General features: G+C 51.4%; 12 protein-coding genes. 5 read left to right on the forward strand and 7 right to left on the reverse strand.

All coding sequences use genetic code 11. The features are described from left to right. Nucleotides 1-44: 44 nt before the first annotated feature. The 3 genes from AACT35_RS10605 to AACT35_RS10615 form a co-directional block, all read right to left on the reverse strand. The gene (locus AACT35_RS10605; RefSeq protein WP_099239930.1) at nucleotides 45-536 is read right to left on the reverse strand and encodes a chemotaxis protein CheW; all 492 of its coding nucleotides are present in this window, start codon (nucleotides 534-536) and stop codon (nucleotides 45-47) included. 75 nt (nucleotides 537-611) lie between these two features. Continuing rightward, nucleotides 612-974: a response regulator transcription factor gene (locus tag AACT35_RS10610; RefSeq protein WP_030006793.1), complete on the reverse strand. Its 363-nt coding sequence runs from the start codon at nucleotides 972-974 to the stop codon at nucleotides 612-614. Nucleotides 975-1,056: 82 nt separating this feature from the next. After that, the gene (locus AACT35_RS10615) at nucleotides 1,057-2,265 is read right to left on the reverse strand and encodes a response regulator (protein WP_030006794.1); all 1,209 of its coding nucleotides are present in this window, start codon (nucleotides 2,263-2,265) and stop codon (nucleotides 1,057-1,059) included. Nucleotides 2,266-2,744: 479 nt separating this feature from the next. On the opposite strand from AACT35_RS10615, the gene AACT35_RS10620 reads away from it, so the two are divergent. Continuing rightward, a complete protein-coding gene (locus AACT35_RS10620) occupies nucleotides 2,745-3,422 on the forward strand; it encodes a uracil-DNA glycosylase family protein (RefSeq protein ID WP_012305685.1) in 678 nt (225 codons plus the stop codon). A 23-nt stretch (nucleotides 3,423-3,445) separates the two neighbouring features. Here AACT35_RS10620 and AACT35_RS10625 read toward each other — a convergent pair whose 3' ends face one another. Continuing rightward, entirely contained in the window at nucleotides 3,446-4,987 is a 1,542-nt protein-coding gene (locus AACT35_RS10625; protein WP_099239932.1) for an NAD(P)/FAD-dependent oxidoreductase, read from the reverse strand. Between the two features lie 268 nt (nucleotides 4,988-5,255). Between AACT35_RS10625 and AACT35_RS10630 the strand changes: the two genes are divergently transcribed. The 3 genes from AACT35_RS10630 to ftsH3 all read left to right on the forward strand — a co-directional run bounded on the left by AACT35_RS10630 (nucleotide 5,256) and on the right by ftsH3 (nucleotide 13,702). Further along, the gene (locus AACT35_RS10630) at nucleotides 5,256-5,597 is read left to right on the forward strand and encodes a hypothetical protein (RefSeq protein ID WP_062431571.1); all 342 of its coding nucleotides are present in this window, start codon (nucleotides 5,256-5,258) and stop codon (nucleotides 5,595-5,597) included. A gap of 305 nt (nucleotides 5,598-5,902) precedes the next feature. After that, nucleotides 5,903-11,698, forward strand: a complete 5,796-nt coding sequence (locus tag AACT35_RS10635; protein WP_099239934.1) for a translocation/assembly module TamB domain-containing protein — start codon at nucleotides 5,903-5,905, stop codon at nucleotides 11,696-11,698. Between the two features lie 141 nt (nucleotides 11,699-11,839). After that, nucleotides 11,840-13,702, forward strand: coding sequence for an ATP-dependent zinc metalloprotease FtsH3 (ftsH3, locus tag AACT35_RS10640; protein WP_012305681.1), 1,863 nt, complete (start codon nucleotides 11,840-11,842; stop codon nucleotides 13,700-13,702). 79 nt (nucleotides 13,703-13,781) lie between these two features. On the opposite strand, the gene AACT35_RS10645 is transcribed toward ftsH3, so the two are convergent. The 3 genes from AACT35_RS10645 to trpS are packed head-to-tail and all read right to left on the reverse strand — an operon-like array spanning nucleotide 13,782 to nucleotide 16,670. Continuing rightward, nucleotides 13,782-14,684: a PhzF family phenazine biosynthesis protein gene (locus AACT35_RS10645; RefSeq protein WP_099239936.1), complete on the reverse strand. Its 903-nt coding sequence runs from the start codon at nucleotides 14,682-14,684 to the stop codon at nucleotides 13,782-13,784. A gap of 20 nt (nucleotides 14,685-14,704) precedes the next feature. Then, nucleotides 14,705-15,616 (reverse strand): methylenetetrahydrofolate reductase, encoded by a 912-nt coding sequence (locus tag AACT35_RS10650; protein WP_099239938.1) that lies wholly within the window; start codon nucleotides 15,614-15,616, stop codon nucleotides 14,705-14,707. A gap of 43 nt (nucleotides 15,617-15,659) precedes the next feature. Further along, nucleotides 15,660-16,670 carry a tryptophan--tRNA ligase gene (trpS, locus tag AACT35_RS10655; RefSeq protein WP_099239940.1) on the reverse strand — a complete coding sequence of 337 codons (1,011 nt, stop codon included), beginning with the start codon at nucleotides 16,668-16,670 and terminating at the stop codon, nucleotides 15,660-15,662. Nucleotides 16,671-16,909: 239 nt separating this feature from the next. On the opposite strand from trpS, the gene AACT35_RS10660 reads away from it, so the two are divergent. After that, nucleotides 16,910-17,878 (forward strand): hypothetical protein, encoded by a 969-nt coding sequence (locus AACT35_RS10660; protein ID WP_339374611.1) that lies wholly within the window; start codon nucleotides 16,910-16,912, stop codon nucleotides 17,876-17,878. Nucleotides 17,879-17,948 lie beyond the last annotated feature (70 nt).

Below are 17,948 nucleotides of genomic sequence, written 5' to 3' on the forward strand. Positions count from 1 at the left end.
AGGGGCCGAAACATTAGGCCGATTCATTATTCAGTCTGGAAAAATTAGCCTGGGGATTTGAGGTGATCTAGCAAGGCTTCGAGGTTGATGCTCAAGATGGTTTCCCCCGAAGCCGTCCGAAACTGGCCAGCCACCAAAGCTGAAACCTCACGGGGGATTTGCCCTGGAGGACCAGGTAATAACTCCAGGCGATCGCCGCGTATGAGATGCTGCACCTCGGCGACGAGAATCCCGAATGTCTGGTGGTTGACCGTAACCCGTAAAACATGGCATTGCGATCGCCCATAATCACCAGCCAATAAAGGAGGCAAACGCAGGGCATAGGCTAAATCCACCAGCCACAGCACATCGCCGCGCCAGCCACAGACCCCCACCACCGCAGGCGGCAAATCAGGCATTTGCACAATGTGTCCCAACTCGACATTGATCGTTTCGACCAATTGAGCCGTGGGCACCATGGCCCGAAAACCATCGGCCAAAAGAATACCAATGTATTGTGTTGTGCTACTTTCCGGGGCAGAGGTCACAGGGGCCATAAACAACGCTCCAAATCAAACTTCAGTCAACAAATAGTTGCGCTAGACGGGATGGCAAATCAGGCAGCGCCAAGCTTAAGGGATCCAACGCCGTACCGCGTTTAACAATTCATTTTGGTCAATGGGTTTAGTGACATAATCATTGGCCCCCTGTTTACTGGCCCATTTTTTATCCATTTTTTCAGCTTTGCTAGAGCACATGATGACAGGAATATTTTGGGTTTTTGGATTATTTTTCACCTCACGACAAAAGCCAAAACCGCTTTGGCCTGGCAGCACCACATCCAAGACAATGCCATCGATCATTTTGTGATCCAAGATGGCCCGCGCTGCCTCTGCCGTCGTCACCTTTAGCAAGCTAAACCCGGCATTTTCTAGGCAACTTGTGATAATTTGTGCTTCTGTCGGACTATCTTCAACTAATAATAAAGTTGCCATTACAAACCTCTGGGGAAAATTCAAATTAAATAACAATTTTTGTTTGAGAGCAACCCTTAAGTAAACTTTGAAAAGTCAAATTTTATCGGGTAGAGCTAGAAACTTTTAAGGTGACATCTTCTGTTTCATTATCCTGTGCGGCAACTTCATCTAAATATTTTTCAATTAAGGCAATGGTTTTCTCTGGATCCGGTGGTTTCCCCAAAAAATCTGAAGCCCCCACGAGCTTGGCCCGATTGCGATCAATCAAGGTATCGCGGCTGGTCAAGACAATAATTGGCGTTTTTTCAAACACAGAGGTTTGTCTGAGAAACTTACACACGGTGTAACCACTAGCATTGGGCATCACGAGGTCAAGAATGATCACGTCCGGTTGACTCTCGATGAGCTTGGCAACGCCCCGCATGGGTTCACTAATGCCGATGGTGCGATAACCAGCCCCTTCGAGGATTTTCCGTAGGGTTTGGAGAATCACGGGGCTATCATCAATGCAAGCAATGAGGGCATCACGCTTTTCGGGCGATCTCAGACTGCCGGAGGTGGGGCCATCAGCATCGGTAGATTCTGCAAGATGGCCTAGGGGAGGGGGTAAATCGGCAATTTTTTTCAGTTGAACAATGCGCTTTTTTAATAGGGGAATTAGGGCATTGGCAACGCTATTAACCGATTTACCAAGACACACAGAAATGTCCCACATGGTGAATTGTCCATTGAGATACTGCCCCAAACTGCCAAGGGCACTGGCATCAATACCTGCCTTTAGCACTGGGGCGAGGGTGGGACTCAAGTTACCAAGACCAGCGGCTTGCCATTGTTGTTGGAGTTGCATCACTCGCTTGAGGTCGGGTTCGACTTCTAGGTAAGACAAGGACAAACTGAGGGCGATTTCTGTGGCATTTTTTTGGGTTTCATGGGATTCGATGGTGGCATCGGCATAGCAACCAAGATCGAAGAAGACTTCCTGGGCGATCGCCCGAATAATTGCCTTCGCTTGCATGACCGTCAGTTGTTTGGTTGTGATCCCTTGGTAAAGGAGCTGATATTCCCACATTTGCGAGCTGATCAGTTCTTGGGGATTCGGCGTCCACTGGGGAGCCAGCCGTTGGGTAATGCGGTACCAACGACGGGTAGAGTGGATACCGGCGGTGGCATGGAGAAGACGCCCGGACAGGAGATGAATATGCCCCTGGTATTGACTATTCCCCACAATCAACTCCCCCGTAGCCCGGGTTTGGCACAACTGGTTTAGTTGATCGGCGATGAAACTGAGTGTATTGCCTGCAGCAGTCATATTCTGTGTCTAGAGCATTCTCGATTTTAATATACCCATAACATCACGATCACCTAACAAAAACTTTGCAACAATATACAAATCAATTTATTGATTTAAAACCCTAGAAATCAAGCGATTAACAGTACAATAAACCCAAACAATATTTTCTTTGCATGGGAATTTATTCGCTTTATTTTGATTTTTATTGCCGCACAAGTATTGAGGCGGTTCTTAATTCCGTTGTTGCTTTCTACGTATAAACACTGAAGCTTGTTTTAACTTTTGTGAAGTTCAAGAACATGTTGACTGTGGGACGTTTGAAAGTAATTCTTAAGAAAAAATTATAGAGATTTCTCCTAGACAATTTTGTGAAGATTTGATGTAGCTTTTGCTGTTCTAGGCGAGAAAAAGACGCCGTTAGCGATGATTTGGGTTGACAAAGGGCAGTGGCGATCGCCAACAATGACATAGATTTCTAGCCCTCTCCAGTTGAGACCATGACGGATATTGCGACGTTAATTGCCCAGGTAAAGACAGAGGCAGAGCGGGAACCATTTCCCATTGATGTGCCTGTGTACCAAGCAGCACGCCTTAATCCTACGGAGCCAGTGCTCTATGCGGGGAATCTCAAGGCATCCCTGTGTTTTTTCGGGCGGGATTTGGGACGGGATGAGGTGCACGCCCGCCAACCCCTCTATGGTGCTGCGGGCACCCTGGTACGCCAGGGATTTTATTATGCAGTTCACCACAAAAAAATCCATGACAAGGCGCAATTGGCGACGGTGTGCGATCGCATTTTGCTGACCAATACGGTGCCCTACAAACCACCGGGCAACAAGGCCTATCCGGTGTCGGTTAAGGAACGATTTCGCCCTTTTGTGGAGCGGCTGTTGGTGTTGCACTGGCAGGGCAACCAAATCATCACCCTGGGTACGGAAGCCTTTAAGTGGTTTGACCCCTACGGACGACGGGGAGAGGTAAACGGGTTCTTCCGGCGGGGTGATCGCTTTGAAACATCCTTGCAAGTGACCCTCCGGGCGGTGGACGATCTGGGAATGGAACACCAAAAGATCGTTACTTTGTCGCCTTTGCCCCACCCATCCCCCCTAAATCAACGCTACTACGCCCAGTTTCCTCAGATGTTGCAAAATCGTCTGGGGGCGATCGCCTTTTGAGACCTCGCTTTTGTGGGCTGTGCTTAGTCCTGTTCCGTGAGTCCAGCCTGATGAAAATCTTGGCCCGACCCATATTGCCACGCTTCACGCCGTCGTTTGGCCTGGTAACTATCTCCCATGGGCAGACGCTGACTGAGGGCATAGCCTGAGGTGTAGAGACCCAGGGCAAGGTAATGGCGCAACCAATCGGCCAACGCGCCCACCCCCAAATGGGGCAACAGGGGCAACACCGTTTTAAAGTTCACCCTGGGTAATGTCTTCGTTAGGCCTTGGAACTGCACCACATCCTGCAAAAATGGATTGAGGGTATCTTCCCCTAACTGGGCCATCACCCCAAAGACTGCATTTAACAGGTCATTAATCTGGTTTGGTGGACAGCTTTGGTTGACCCCAACGCTCATCGCTTTTTGGAACAGCCAGGTGACCGAAAGATTCGGTTGGTAGGGTTGTAGCTGGGCGAGGGCTTGGCGATCGCAACAGTCCTGGGTCAAGGCATCATCTAAAGCGTTGGTGAGTCGCTCCAGATGCCTCAACATTGCCCCAAAGCCACCAAAACTAACGGGGGATTGGCCGCCACTACTGTCGCCAATGGGCAAAATGCGGTCCCAAGGATAACGCAGGGGACTGCGACGATAGCTTGGGAAAAAGCCAAACAAAAACCGCTGAAAATCTAAGGCCGCTAAATCCACCTGTTGATAGTCAGGCAGCAGTTTGAGATATTCCTCCAGGAGGAAAGCCAGGTCAAACCGTTGGGGATGGGCATCGAGATAGGTAAATAGATAAGTAGTGCGGCCATCGTGGGCGGGAAAGGCTTCCCAAAAATACTGACATTGGTTGCGAATCGGCGTGAATGAATAGATTAAATCTCCCTTACTATTCGCCGCAAACCCCTGGGCGCAGCTTCCCACCACTAGACAGACACCGTCCGGCTTTTGGCCTTGGCGCACCTGTTGGGCAATGGGAGAAAAATGCCCCATACCATCCAAAATTAAGCGGGTGTGGAACGTGAATTTCTCAGTCCTGGCGATCGCCCCCTGCGGCGAAACCGTAATCCCTGTGCAAGGATGATTTTCAAAAATCTTGCCACCCCAGGTAAGGAATTTTTCCTTCAAAATTGCCAGCAACCGCCGGGGACTCACACCAATATTCAGAATATCTTTCACCCAAAGGGGGTCTCCCCCATGGAACTGGATGCGCAGGGGGTTGAATTCCGTCACGATGACTTCGCGCAGTTCTGTCTCACTGAGAAGATCGAGATCGAGGAATGTTTGTAACTCGCTTCGGGAAATGTTCCATTCCTGAACGCGCCCTTGCAATGGCCCCCGCTCCAGGATAATCACCCGCCAGCCCCGCCGTTGCAGGGCCGCCGCGAGGAGCAAGCCTAAAGTGCCCCCACAGACGAGCACATCACAATCATAGTCAGGGCAGTCTTCCGTACCAATTTGCACCATCGCCGGAGCGCCAATCTGACCCTGTCGCCAATTTTGCCACCGTTGATCAGCGGCCCGTAGCCCCTTGAGGGGATCCCCTGGCATTGCGCCCAAAATTGTTTCTACCTGACCCATGGCGATCGCCTCTCATTTTTCTGCACACTGTGGCTCTTTTTTATCATTTTCCCTGGGAGTGATGGTTATAAATACTTAAAAAATCTTGAATTTCCGGGATTGCCTTGACTTCATAAAACTTAATCAATAGAATCAGCGTAACTTAACACCGCCAAAATATTCAGGCTTAATCATTTGGTGCGTTGAGTGCTGTTTTAATTCATTTTTAATATTCAGGAGCTTGCCCGTGCTAGGAAAAATTTTAGGAAAAAAGAAAGATAACTTTTTCATGGAATTACCTTCCCAAGGTAACGACACAATCGCCGAAGCATCTGTTGCGCCCGAAGTGCGGGTACAGGAAACACCTCAGGTAGAAGCCCCTACTACTGAAGCTTCCCAAGAGGCCCCCGCTCCCGTAGCTAGTGCCCCGGCCCCCAATGTTAATGATCCCACCGATGTGATTGTTGCCGCCATTCAAGCTGCAAGCCGAGAAGCCGTCCTCGCACAGACAGTAGAAGTTGGAGCCTTTGCAGAAAACTATCTCCTCAAACCCGGCAACCGTTCCAATCGTCGCCGCCCAGGGGCAAACATGGCTGCTTTTAAAGCGATGGCCCAAAACATCAAATTCTAGAAAGAGGCTTGAGTCAACAGAATTTCTGTCAGGGACAACGACATCCATTCATGATTTAGGGTTGAGAAAGGGAAGTGATTACTTCTCTTTTTTTGTGACAAATTTATTAATGTAGCGACGGTCAAAAAATAAATCTTTGACACTAGGGCCACGGGGAATCTGTGCTGTATGGAATTGGTACCAAAATTTTTTCGCTGACCGTTTGGGGCAGATCCAAAATCTGTGGTAATTAAAAAGCGACAAAAGCCATTGCGATAGGGTCATCCTCTCTATAATGATCGCAACACTTGCAAACTGTTGCCACCATGAGCCAAAACCTTCCCCCTTCTTCCGAAAACTCAGTGCAAGTTCCACCATCCCGTCGGCGTCAACGTCTCATTACGGGGGCAGCTGTGGGCCTTGTGTTAGCCGTGGGAGCGGGCCTAGGCTATGGGCGTTACTACATCTACCAGCGCTTATCACCACAAATTGAGCAGCAGCTTAATAAGCAAATTGATCGCCCCATTAACCTGGGGTCAGTGCAAGGATTTTCCTTGGGGGGATTACGGTTTGGCCCGTCTGAACTGCCACCAACGGCGGATTCCAATGATCAGCTTCTGGTTGAGGCGATCGCCGTTGATTTTAACCTGTGGACGTTGCTCACCCAGCGGCGCTTAGACCTAAACCTCACCCTGATTAATCCCCAGGTGACCGTTGAGCAAAACCAAGCCCGCAGATGGCTAGATTTGAACATTGCTCCCGATGACCCAGACACCGAAGGTCTCGAAGTCAATATCAACAACATCCGCCTCCGCCGGGGTCAACTGACGTTAATTGCCCGCCAACGTTCCGGCACCCTGAGTCCCCCTGTGCAGTTGGCGATCGCCTCCGGGAAAGGCCGCCTCACGAACCAAAACAAAGTAATCAATTTTGATGTCCAGGGTAAGTTAGCATCGGGGGGAGACTTAAACATCGAAGGAATCCTCGATTTTGACCAAGAAACCAGCAATCTCAGGATTCGCGCCCAGAAATTAGACCCTGTCGCCATTTCTAACCTGGTGGTTCCCCCTGTCACCTTTTCCGGTGGTGTAGTAGATGGTGCCATCGAGTTATTCCTAGAAGAAGGCGACCTCAGCGATTGGAATGGAGAGTTAATGGCCGAGGGTTCGACCCTAATCGTTCCGGCCCTTGCCAAACCCGTAGAAGATTTTTCTGGCAAAATTGGCTTTCAAAACCAAGAACTTCAATTCCAACAGACGACAGGCCGCCTGGGGACGCTTCCATTTAATGGCGATCTAAATATCAATTTTGAAACGGGTTTTACGGGGCAAATTGAAACAGCCCCCGCCGAAATTGCCCAAATCCTGGACACCTTTGAATTAGAATCCCCAGCCTTTCCGGTGGAGGGTCAATTGGCAACGACGGTGACCTTTGGGGGGCCACTGGAACAAATTCAGTTGGCCGTTGCGGCAACGAATGCCAGCCAATTAAAAGTTGATCGCCTGACCCTGGAGCGTTTTCAGGGCGATCTGACCATTACGGGTAATCGTTTTCTGGTTGAGCAGTTCACCGCCCAACCTACCCTGGGGGGCAATATCACTGGCCAAGGGGTGATTCAATTGGCCGATGAGAGTACATCTTCGCCTGGGGCGATCGCCATTGCAGCCCAGGGTGATCAATTACCGACAAATGCCCTGGCCCAACTCTACGAACTCAATTTACCCGTCACTGCCGGGCCGGGCCGCACAGATGTGGTGTTTGAAGCGCCCCTGAACCAAGTCTCAGAATTTGTCGTCTCAGGTACCGCTGTGGTGCCCGTGGCTGGGGGCCTGGTGACAATGCCCAACCTGCGCATTACCCAAACCCAATTCCAAACCCCTGCCCGCGCCCAGGGACTGCGTCTCGCCCAGCTTACGGAACAGGAACTGCCCTCCTTTCTCCAGCGCAGTATCGTCAATGGTGATTTCCAAGTTGCGGGCACCTTTGGCCGGTCAGAACCCCAGGCGCAAGCGGGTTCCCTCGACATTACCGGTCAGGCCCGCACCAGTTTTGCCAATGGTCAGGCGATCGCCCGCAATATTCGCGTTGGGGATGGTCGGTGGCGTGCTGACCTGGCCCTAAATAGTCTCGATCTCAAAGAAATTTTACCCGCTGTTCCCCGTACTCTAGTGGCGGACTACTCCGGCCAGTTCCAGACTGGGGGAACTTTAGCCGAAGTGAACTTAAATACTGTCGAAGCAACGGGTTCCGGACGCCTCACGGTGGGCAATGGCGAGATTCGCACCGAGGGAGTCACCGTCGCTGGGGGGGAATGGTACAGCCGTACCGCCCTAAATAATGTAGATTTAGTGAGCTTTGCCCCCCAATTGGCCAATGTTGCAAATACAGTCCCCAGCCAAGGTCAGTTTGAGGTGCGGGGTAATTTAGAGGATCTCTCAGTAGAGGGGATTTTGGCCCAAGGTTCCCTGAGCGCCAGACTAGCAGGCGGTGTCATTGACGGTGGATTGTTAAGGCTTCAGAATGGCCAACTCCAGGGGGATTTTACCGCTCAAAATTTGGCTCTGAATCGCCTCAATAGTAGCCTGGAGGGAATTGGCAGTGGCGCTGTGCAATTAACGGCGGATGTGACCGAGCCAGACCTAAAGAACGTGCGGGCCGAAGGAGATCTGCGCCTCAGTGAAGGGGTCGCCCTGATTAATTCTTCGTTAACCAGTCAATGGGCTTGGAATGGGCAGCAACTGCAAATCCAAAGGGCGATCGCCGAAAATTTCCGGGCCGATGGGGTCTTAACCATTGATAGCGATCGCCTCGGTCGCGATGCAAGCCAAGCAATTACACAATTGGCCCTCAACCTAGAAGCCCAAAATCTCGATCTCCAGCAACTGCCTTTACCGGAGGTGGCCCAGGCCCTCGATGTTGTAGGTCAAGGGGATTTTCGGGGCACGATCCAAGGGACGCTCCAGCAGCCCCAGATCAATGGTCAAGTCGCTCTCAATAATGTGCAGTTAGCCGAATTAACCCTCGACCCCACCCTCCAGGGCACCATTCAAACCCGCAGCGATCGCCGCACCATTATCGCTATCGAAGGGGAAGAAGACCAGATTTTTGCCCGTCTGAATTCCCGTCTCCGCCCAGAACAGGCCGAACTCAAGCTCGATGGCTCGACCCTAGACCTCGCCCTGGAGTACAACCAAGCGGGCCTCGAACCGACCCGACTCCAACTGAGTAGTGGCAACCTCCCCGTTACCTTGATTCAACAGGTGGCCCAGGGACAACCCGCTTTGCAACGGCTTGATTTTCCCCTAGAAACGATGGTCTTGGGGGGACGACTCTCCAGTGAACTGCGGGCGGATCTCCAGGCGAATTCGGTGTCCGGTCAGGTGGCGATCGCCCAACCGATGCTGGGTTATCTTGAAGGCGATCGCCTCAGTGGAAACTTTTACTTTGCCAACGATACCCTCAGGCTCCAGGATTTCCAATGGGCGCAAAACGGTGGCCTCTACAGCGTCGATAGCACCATTGCCCTAGCCAACGAAAACCGTCCTAACCCAACTATTCAAACCACGGGCACCATCGAACAAGGCCGGATTGAAGATGTTTTAGCGGCCCTGCAAATTTTCGATTACGGCGATTTCCAAAATCTCGGCAGTTTGTCCCTACCGGATTATTTTGGCCGTTCCAGTCGCTTCGATCAGAGCGCCGATCTCTATGCCAACCGTCCCCAGGATCCGCCCCCCATCACCACCGAAATTGAGTCTGTGGCGGTGCCAGCCCAACCCACCCTGGAATTAGCCGATGCCACGCCCCCTGAACGGGAAAAATATCGTTGTGATGCCCTCCTCAACGGCATGGCTGAAGCGACTCCGCCGGAAAATAATGGCGAAAATCCGGCCCTCTACAGCCGTGGCGATCGCCAACAATCCTTTGCCGAAAGAATCGCTCTCCTCAGTTGCGTCCAAAGCCAACTCAATCTAGATGTCGCCGAGAGTAAACCACTCCTGCCCGCAGAATTAGCAGACCTAAGGGGAGAATTTAGCGGCGATTTGAGCCTTGCCTACAATGCAGAGACTGGCCTCCAGGCGGATTTTGATCTCACTGGCGGATATCGCGAAGTGGCCGTATTTGGCGAATCACAGATTGTCGGTTCCCCTTGGCAGTGGGGCGAAATCACGATGCCCCAAATTATCGCGCGGGGTGTGCTGCGGGATCGGGTCTTAACGTTGCGGCCCGTGGGCATTCGTCTCTCGGAACAAGATGGCGGGGGACGCCTAAGCTTTATTGGTAGCTTTGGGGGCGATACCCAAACGGGACAATTGCGCCTCACCGAAGTCCCTGTAGCCTTTTTAGAAAAGTTTGTTGATTTACCTGAGGCGGTGGCGATCGACGGTTTTATTAATGCCAATGCCGCCCTTGCGGGAACTCCTGATGATCCCTCGGCCCGGGGCGAAATGACCATGGCCAACGCTAGTATTAATGACACGCCAATCAATAGCGTCAAGGGGAACTTCACCTATGATGATGCCCGCCTCGATTTCATCGTTGATAGTGAACTGGTGGCCGAGGCTGACCCCCTCCAAATTACGGGCAGTATTCCCTACCAACTCCCCAATGCGATGGTTGTCCCGGAGAGTAACGCGCTCAATCTCACGTTTAACCTTGAAAATGAAGGATTTGCCCTCTTAAATATTTTGACGCGGGGTCAAGTGGCTTGGCTGGGCGGTGAAGGGGAAGTGGATCTGTCCATTGACGGAGAAATTGATCCCGATACGGGGCGGCCAGTGGATCTGGTGGCGGACGGTCAGGTGGCGATCGCCCAGGCAGAGATCCAAGCCCAGGTACTGCCCGATGCCCCCTTGACCAATGTCCATGGGCAAATTGACTTTAATCTAGATACCCTAACCGTCCAAGAACTCACCGGCGATTTTAGTGGTGGCCAGGTGGCAATCTCTGGGCAACTACCCCTCGCCAGGGCGACGACCGAGAGCCAAACCCTCGATGTGCGCCTAGAAGATCTCAACTTTGTGCTGCCTGATCTCTACCAAGGGGGCGTTGCGGGCAATTTGATCATTGCTGGTACCAGCCTAGAGCCGACCATTGGGGGCGATTTAACCCTCCGAGAAGGGCGTATTTCGCTGGCAGGGAACCAAGAAAATGGCAATGGTAATGGCAACTCAGCCGCAGCCACAGACCAACAAACCACGGCCGGGAATAAACAGCTTGACCCAGGGACATCCCCAACACCGAAACGCGTTTCCAATGTCGATCTGCGGGCGATCACAGAGTTTAAAGACCTGAAGATTACCCTTGGCGATCGCGTGCAAATTACCCGGCAACCGATTCTGAACTTCCTCGCAACGGGGGATTTAACCCTCAATGGCACCCTCAATGATTTGCGTCCTGCCGGGGTGATTCAGTTAGATCGAGGTCAAGTCAATCTCTTTGCTGCCCAACTGCGGCTTGCGGGCAATCGTAATACCGCGACCTTTACCCCCAACTTTGGCCTCGACCCAGAGCTTGACATCACCCTAGAGACTTCTCTGTTGGAAAATTCCCGGTCATTTCTTGCCACTACCGATCCCCTTTCTGCTGAAATTCGTGACAATAGCGTCTTTGGCCCCAGCCAGATCGGCACCGTCGAAACCATCCGTATCCAAGCCAATGTGCGGGGACGGGCGAGCAATTTAGATGAAAATATTGAATTGACCAGTAGTCCGCCCCGTAGTGAAACGGAGTTGATTTCTCTCTTAGGGGGATCTTTCTTAGAAAACTTCACCGGGGGCAGCACCAACGAAACCCTAGCTTTGGCTAACCTAGCTGGTTCCGCCCTTTTGAGTAATATCCAAGATGTCATTGGCAATGCCCTTGGTTTGAGCGAGCTACGCCTCTTCCCCACGGTGATTACAGAAGATGAAGATGAGAGCAGTTCAACCTTGGGGCTGGGGGCAGAACTCAGTGCCAATATCAGCCCAGATTTGTCCCTGTCGGTGCTGCAAATTCTAAATAGTAGCCAGCCCGCTCAGTTTGGTCTCCGGTATCGGGTCAACGATGAGATTTTTGTCCGAGGCTCAACGGATCTCAACAACGATAATCGTTTTTCTGTCGAATATGACCTGCGATTTTAGACACAAAAGCAGAAAATTTAACAATCTTTCCTGAGAAACGTTAACATTATTTAATAACCAACCTGAAACACAGGATAAGACGCTCTTTTAAGAATCGCATAATTATTCTGCTTATCCTCAAATCCTAGGAGGCTCTCAGTAGTGAACAAAAATAACAAAAAATGGCGCAGTACCGGGCTTTACGCCCTATTGGCGATCGTCGTGATCTCCTTGGCTGTGTCTTTCTTGGATCAGCAACCCCAAAGTCGAGAGACCTGGCGCTATAGTCAGTTCCTCCAAGAAGTCCAGCAGGGCAATATCGAAAGTGTCAAAATCAGTGGCGATCGCACTAAAGCTTTTGTCCCAGCCCAGGATGGCACGCCTATCCTCGTCAACCTCCCCCCCGGTGATACGGAGTTAATCGACATTCTCAGCGAAAACAATGTCGATATTGCCGTATTACCCCAGAGTGACGACAATTGGATTTTCCGCGCCCTCAGTACACTCATTTTCCCAATCCTACTACTCGTGGGGTTATTCTTCCTGCTCCGGCGCGCCCAGAGTGGCCCCGGTTCCCAGGCCATGAACTTTGGCAAATCAAAGGCACGGGTTCAAATGGAACCCCAGACCCAAGTCACCTTTGGTGATGTGGCAGGGATTGAGCAGGCCAAACTTGAGTTAACCGAAGTTGTTGACTTCTTGAAAAACGCTGATCGGTTCACTGCAATCGGTGCAAAAATTCCCAAAGGGGTGCTCCTCGTTGGCCCTCCCGGAACCGGTAAAACGCTCTTGGCAAAAGCCGTTGCTGGGGAGGCTGGTGTCCCTTTCTTCTCTATCTCTGGTTCTGAATTCGTCGAAATGTTCGTCGGGGTCGGTGCTTCCCGTGTCCGCGATCTTTTTGAACAGGCCAAACAAAATGCCCCCTGTATCGTCTTTATCGATGAAATTGATGCCGTGGGTCGCTCCCGTGGTGCGGGCCTCGGTGGCGGTAACGATGAGCGGGAACAAACCCTAAACCAGCTCCTGACAGAAATGGATGGTTTTGAAGGCAACACTGGTATCATTATCATCGCTGCGACTAACCGTCCCGATGTCTTGGATGCGGCGTTAATGCGCCCCGGTCGCTTTGACCGTCAAGTGGTCGTCGATCGCCCCGACTATTCCGGTCGTTTAGAAATTCTCAATGTCCATGCCCGGGGTAAAACCCTCTCGAAGGATGTGGATCTCGAAAAAATTGCCCGTCGGACTCCCGGCTTCACCGGTGCAGATTTGTCGAACCTCCTAAACGAGGCAGCAATTCTGGCAGCCCGTCGCAATTTGACGGAAATTTCCATGGACGAAGTGAACGATGCAATTGATCGCGTCCTCGCTGGCCCTGAGAAGAAAAACCGCGTCATGAGTGAAAAGCGCAAAACCCTTGTTGCTTACCACGAAGCGGGCCATGCCCTCGTTGGTGCGTTGATGCCTGACTATGACCCAGTCCAAAAAATTAGCATTATCCCCCGGGGTCGTGCTGGCGGTTTGACTTGGTTCACCCCCAGTGAAGATCGCATGGATTCTGGTCTATACTCCCGTGCCTATTTACAAAACCAGATGGCCGTTGCCCTCGGTGGCCGCATTGCTGAAGAAATTATCTTCGGTGAAGAAGAAGTGACCACAGGTGCTTCTAATGACTTACAGCAGGTCGCTAATGTTGCCCGACAAATGATTACCCGCTTCGGGATGAGCGATCGCCTGGGGCCTGTAGCCTTGGGTCGCCAAAACGGTAACGTTTTCATGGGTCGTGACATTGCCTCTGATCGGGACTTCTCCGATGAAACAGCCGCTGTGATTGACGAAGAAGTCCGGGGCCTCGTGGAAGAAGCCTACAAGCGCGCGAAAGATGTGCTTGTCGGTAACCGCAGTGTCCTCGATAAATTAGCAGCGATGCTCGTCGAAAAAGAGACCGTTGACGCTGAGGAGTTACAAACCCTACTCATGGAAAGTGACGTGCAAATGGCCGCTTTCTCTAGTACCGCAGCTTAAGCGACTCGGAAAATTGAATTATTGCTAATCACTACGGTGAGAAACGAGATCCCTAATTGTTTTAGGGATCTTTTTTTGTCTAAAACGTTGGCACATTAATGTGGCCGACACTGACGAGCACAGAAGACCCGCCCACAGCGATCTCCGTCAATTCCCCTTTTTGCTGTTGCATGGTCAGCATGAGCTGACTGGGCCGCCCCATTTGAATGCCTTGGTAAATTTGCCAAGTTTGTAATGTCGCCTGGCTGGGTAGGTAGCGATGTAGATAACCCGCTAAACTCGTGGCCGCTGAACCCGTTGCCGGATCTTCAGCAATGCCCAGGCCGGGGGCAAACATCCGCGCATAAATTTGATTGTCTTCGGTTACGACAAAAGGATAGATGTGGGCCGTCAATTGATGTTGGTATGCTTCTTCCCAAAAGGTGCGGTTGAGGGAGCAGCGGCTCAGGGCATCTAGATCCTTGAGGGGCAGATATAAAAAGGGCAGTCCACAGGAAATCACCGCCGGTTTTAGCACCGGGTGTAAGTCGTGGGCCTGGAGATTTACCAGGGAAGCGTAATCGATGGGCTGCGATCGCTCAATAAACTGGGGCAACTGGGCCGCACTTAGGGCAGTGGTACGAACTTGATCCTGTTCCCAATAGATAGAGACAGGGACAATCCCGACTTCTTCTTGGAAACGCACAAGCTGACAATTTGCAGGTAGATAACCGAGATGGGCCAGAAGGTAGGCGGTTCCCACGGTGGGATGGCCCGCAAAGGGAATCTCGGCAGCGGGCGTAAAAATTCGCAGTTGAAAGTCCGTATCAGGATCTTTTGTGGGAAAAACAAAGACAGTTTCTGAAAGGTTAAGCTCTTTGGTGATCGCCTGCATTTGATGCGAACTTAACCCTTGGGCCTGGGGGAACACCGCCAGGGGATTACCCCCGAAAATTTGCTCTGTAAACACATCGAGGGTATGGAAAGTACAGGTTTGTGACATACAGGATAGAAATAAAATTATTAAACTAAGGCCGGTGCCGTGGAGATTTGAATGGCAACGTCCGCTAAATCAAGAATTTGCGGGATCAGATCTTCTTTTTTGACGGCCATCATATGGACACCGTGGCAGAGATTTTTGGCAATTTTTACCTGCTCTGCCGCAATTTTGAGACCTTCTTCGAGGGGATTTTCGGCTTGGGCTAGGCGCTCAATAATCGCATCGGGAATTTGCGCCCCCGGTACACAGCGGTTGATAAATTGAGCATTCTTTGCTGATTTCAACAGAAAAATTCCCGCAAATACGGGCACATCATATTGACTAGCCACCCGGTTCATAAATTCTTCGAGTCGCTGGAAATCCGTGATCATTTGCGACTGGAAAAACTGCGCCCCGGCTTCTACTTTTCGGGCAAAGCGAGATTCAATGGTGTACCAACTCTTAAGCTGGGGATCCACCGCGCCCCCAGGGAACAAATCCAGGGGGCCATCGGGCATTTTTTTGTCGTTAAAGTCTTGGCCGTTATTTAATTTGGTGATCAGCTTTAACAGACGCACCGATTCGAGATCGAAAACCGCCTTGGCTTTGGGGTGATCGCCCGCTTTGACGGGATCCCCCGTGAGGGCCAACACATTCCGTAAACCCAGGGCATGGGCACCCATTAAATCTGCTTGGAGACCAATGACATTGCGATCGCGGCAGGCCACCTGAAAAATTGGGTCGATACCGCTTTGCAAGAGTAAAGTTGAGGCGGCAATGGACGACATGCGCATCACGGCCCGGCTCCCATCGGTCACATTCACCCCATGGACGCGATCGCCAAGCAATTTTGCCATCCGCAGCATTTTTGTCGGGTCACCCCCCTTTGGAGGCGCAACCTCAGCCGTAACGACAAAGTCTCGATTTTCGATGGCACGACGCAGACGGGTGGTCATGGAAGCAGTTTTAGGGTTAAAAAATCACAGGTAATGAACCATTCTACAGGGACGGCAGAAAACCAAGGGCGTCTTTCACCTGCTTGAGGGTCGCATTTGCAACAGTGTCAGCTTTTTCACGGCCTTCCCGCAACACCTGATCGAGGTAATCGGGGTTCGCCATAATGTCATGGTATTTCGTTTGGATTGGCTCTAGGGCGGCAATGACGGTCTCTGTGAGGAGGGGTTTAAATTGACCCCAGCCCATGTCGGCACATTCGGCGGCTACAGTTTCTTTGGGTTTACCACTGAGCAGAGCATACAACCCCAGCAAGTTATTGCATTCCGGGCGGTTCGGATTGTCAAACTCTAGGCCCCGTTCGGGATCGGTTTTGCACTTTTTGATTTTCTTCGTCAGGACATCGGGGGGATCCAAAAGATTAATCCGGCTCAGTTCTGAGGGATCGGACTTGGACATTTTTTTGGTGCCGTCGGTGAGACTCATCACCCTAGCGCCCGTCGTCCGAATCAACGGATCCGGCATTTTCAGCACAGGATTTTTCTTCGTGCCAAACTTGTCGTTAATGCGGATCACAATGTCGCGGGTCAGCTCTAAATGTTGTTTTTGGTCTTCGCCCACGGGAACTTTATCGGCATCATACAGGAGAATATCAGCGGCCATTAGCACCGGATAATCGAGCAGGCCAACGCTGACGTTTTCCCCTTGTTTTTGGGCTTTTTCCTTGAACTGAATCATCCGCTCTAACCAGTTCAGGGGCGTCACACAATTTAACAACCAGGCCAATTCGCTATGGGCTTTAACATGGGATTGAACAAAAATTGTGGAGTGCTCTAAATCAATGCCACAGGCTAAATATAATGCGGCGATCACCTTTGTATTATTTGCTAGAACCTTGGGGTCATGGGGCACCGTAATCGCGTGGAGATCTACCACACAAAAAAAACTGTCATAGTCCTGTTGAATTTCCACCCAGTTTTGGATCGCCCCGAGATAGTTGCCGAGGTGAAGATTACCGGTGGGTTGTACCCCAGAGAGAATGCGCTGTTTCGCCATGGATCGCTACGGTGTGGAATGCCCCAATGATTATCGGCCAAATGTTTCAGACTGTAAAGTTGCCTGACAAAGCCCAGGGGCGATCGCCTTCCTTTTAGCAGGCTTTATCACCAAGAGGTCAGATTACAATAGAGATACAGGATCCTAAAATTTGCCCCTTTTTTCCCGTTAATTTTAAGGGCACAATTTTTGAGATTTCCTGCGGTCATTTGCGCCAGTATTGTCTTGCGGCCCATGCCATGAAAATTCTTTGTCTTACGGTTTTTCCCGATGAGTTTCTTGCGCTCCAAAGGGCGATCCATCACCCCTGGCAGGAAACCTTAACCCCTTGTGGTACTCCCTACCTCGCCACCGACTACAACGGGTTACAACTCGCCCTTGTGCATCTTTCTGCCAAATCCCTTGCTAATCCCCAGCGTCTTATTTCCCTAGGCGACCATCTAAAGCCGCAGTTGATTGTGATGGTTGGCATCTGTCGCGGCAATCCGGCTAAAGTTGTTTTAGGGGATATTATCGTTGCCCAGAAAATTTTCACGCTACCAACGGCAAACCGCACCAGTGACTCCGCTTACATCCTCGCCCAACCTTGGCAAGGACGACTCCTGGGGCAATCTAGCGCTTGGCAACAGCAAATCCAAACGCCACGTCCTAAATCAAGCTTGCACCAGCGGGGCTGGTTACTCCACACCCTCTACGACCACGAACTCAAGCCTGACCATTGCCCCCCACCCCAGGCCCACCCTGAGCGCCGCCACCACTGCCCTGACTGGCCTTTGATTTTCGAGCAATTAGTCACCGAAAAATTACTCACTGCCGATCCGGTTCGCCTCACGGCCTTGGCCATCGATTTAATCCGTGATAATCACGCGCTCCATTTAGCGACGGGTTTCCCCCACGATCCAGCGGTTCCCAGCGTGCATTTAGGGGCGATCGCCGATGTGACCCATACCAATTTCCAGACCGAGGAGGATCCTTTTGCGACCCAGACTCACCTATTTGGCCTAGATATCGGCAGTGCCGCCGCCACAACCCTGGCTACTGCAATAGACTGTCCTGCCATTGTGATCAAAGCGGTGCAGAGCTACGGTAATCCTCAGCCCCCCCTGCCCTTCCGTGCCTATGCCACCGAAGCGGCGGCCCAATTTTTCCTCGGCTTCCTCCGGCACCTTACACCCCAAATTCCCCTGAGCTATTCTCGCTCCCCGTGAGTTAAAGGCCGTGGCGGTTCTGTTTTGAGAACGAAGCCGTTATAATAACCGAGTTCTGCGACGAGCCTTC

Origin of the sequence: Synechococcus sp. BDU 130192 (assembly GCF_963876085.1) — a bacterium.
Lineage (GTDB): Bacteria > Cyanobacteriota > Cyanobacteriia > Cyanobacteriales > MRBY01 > MRBY01.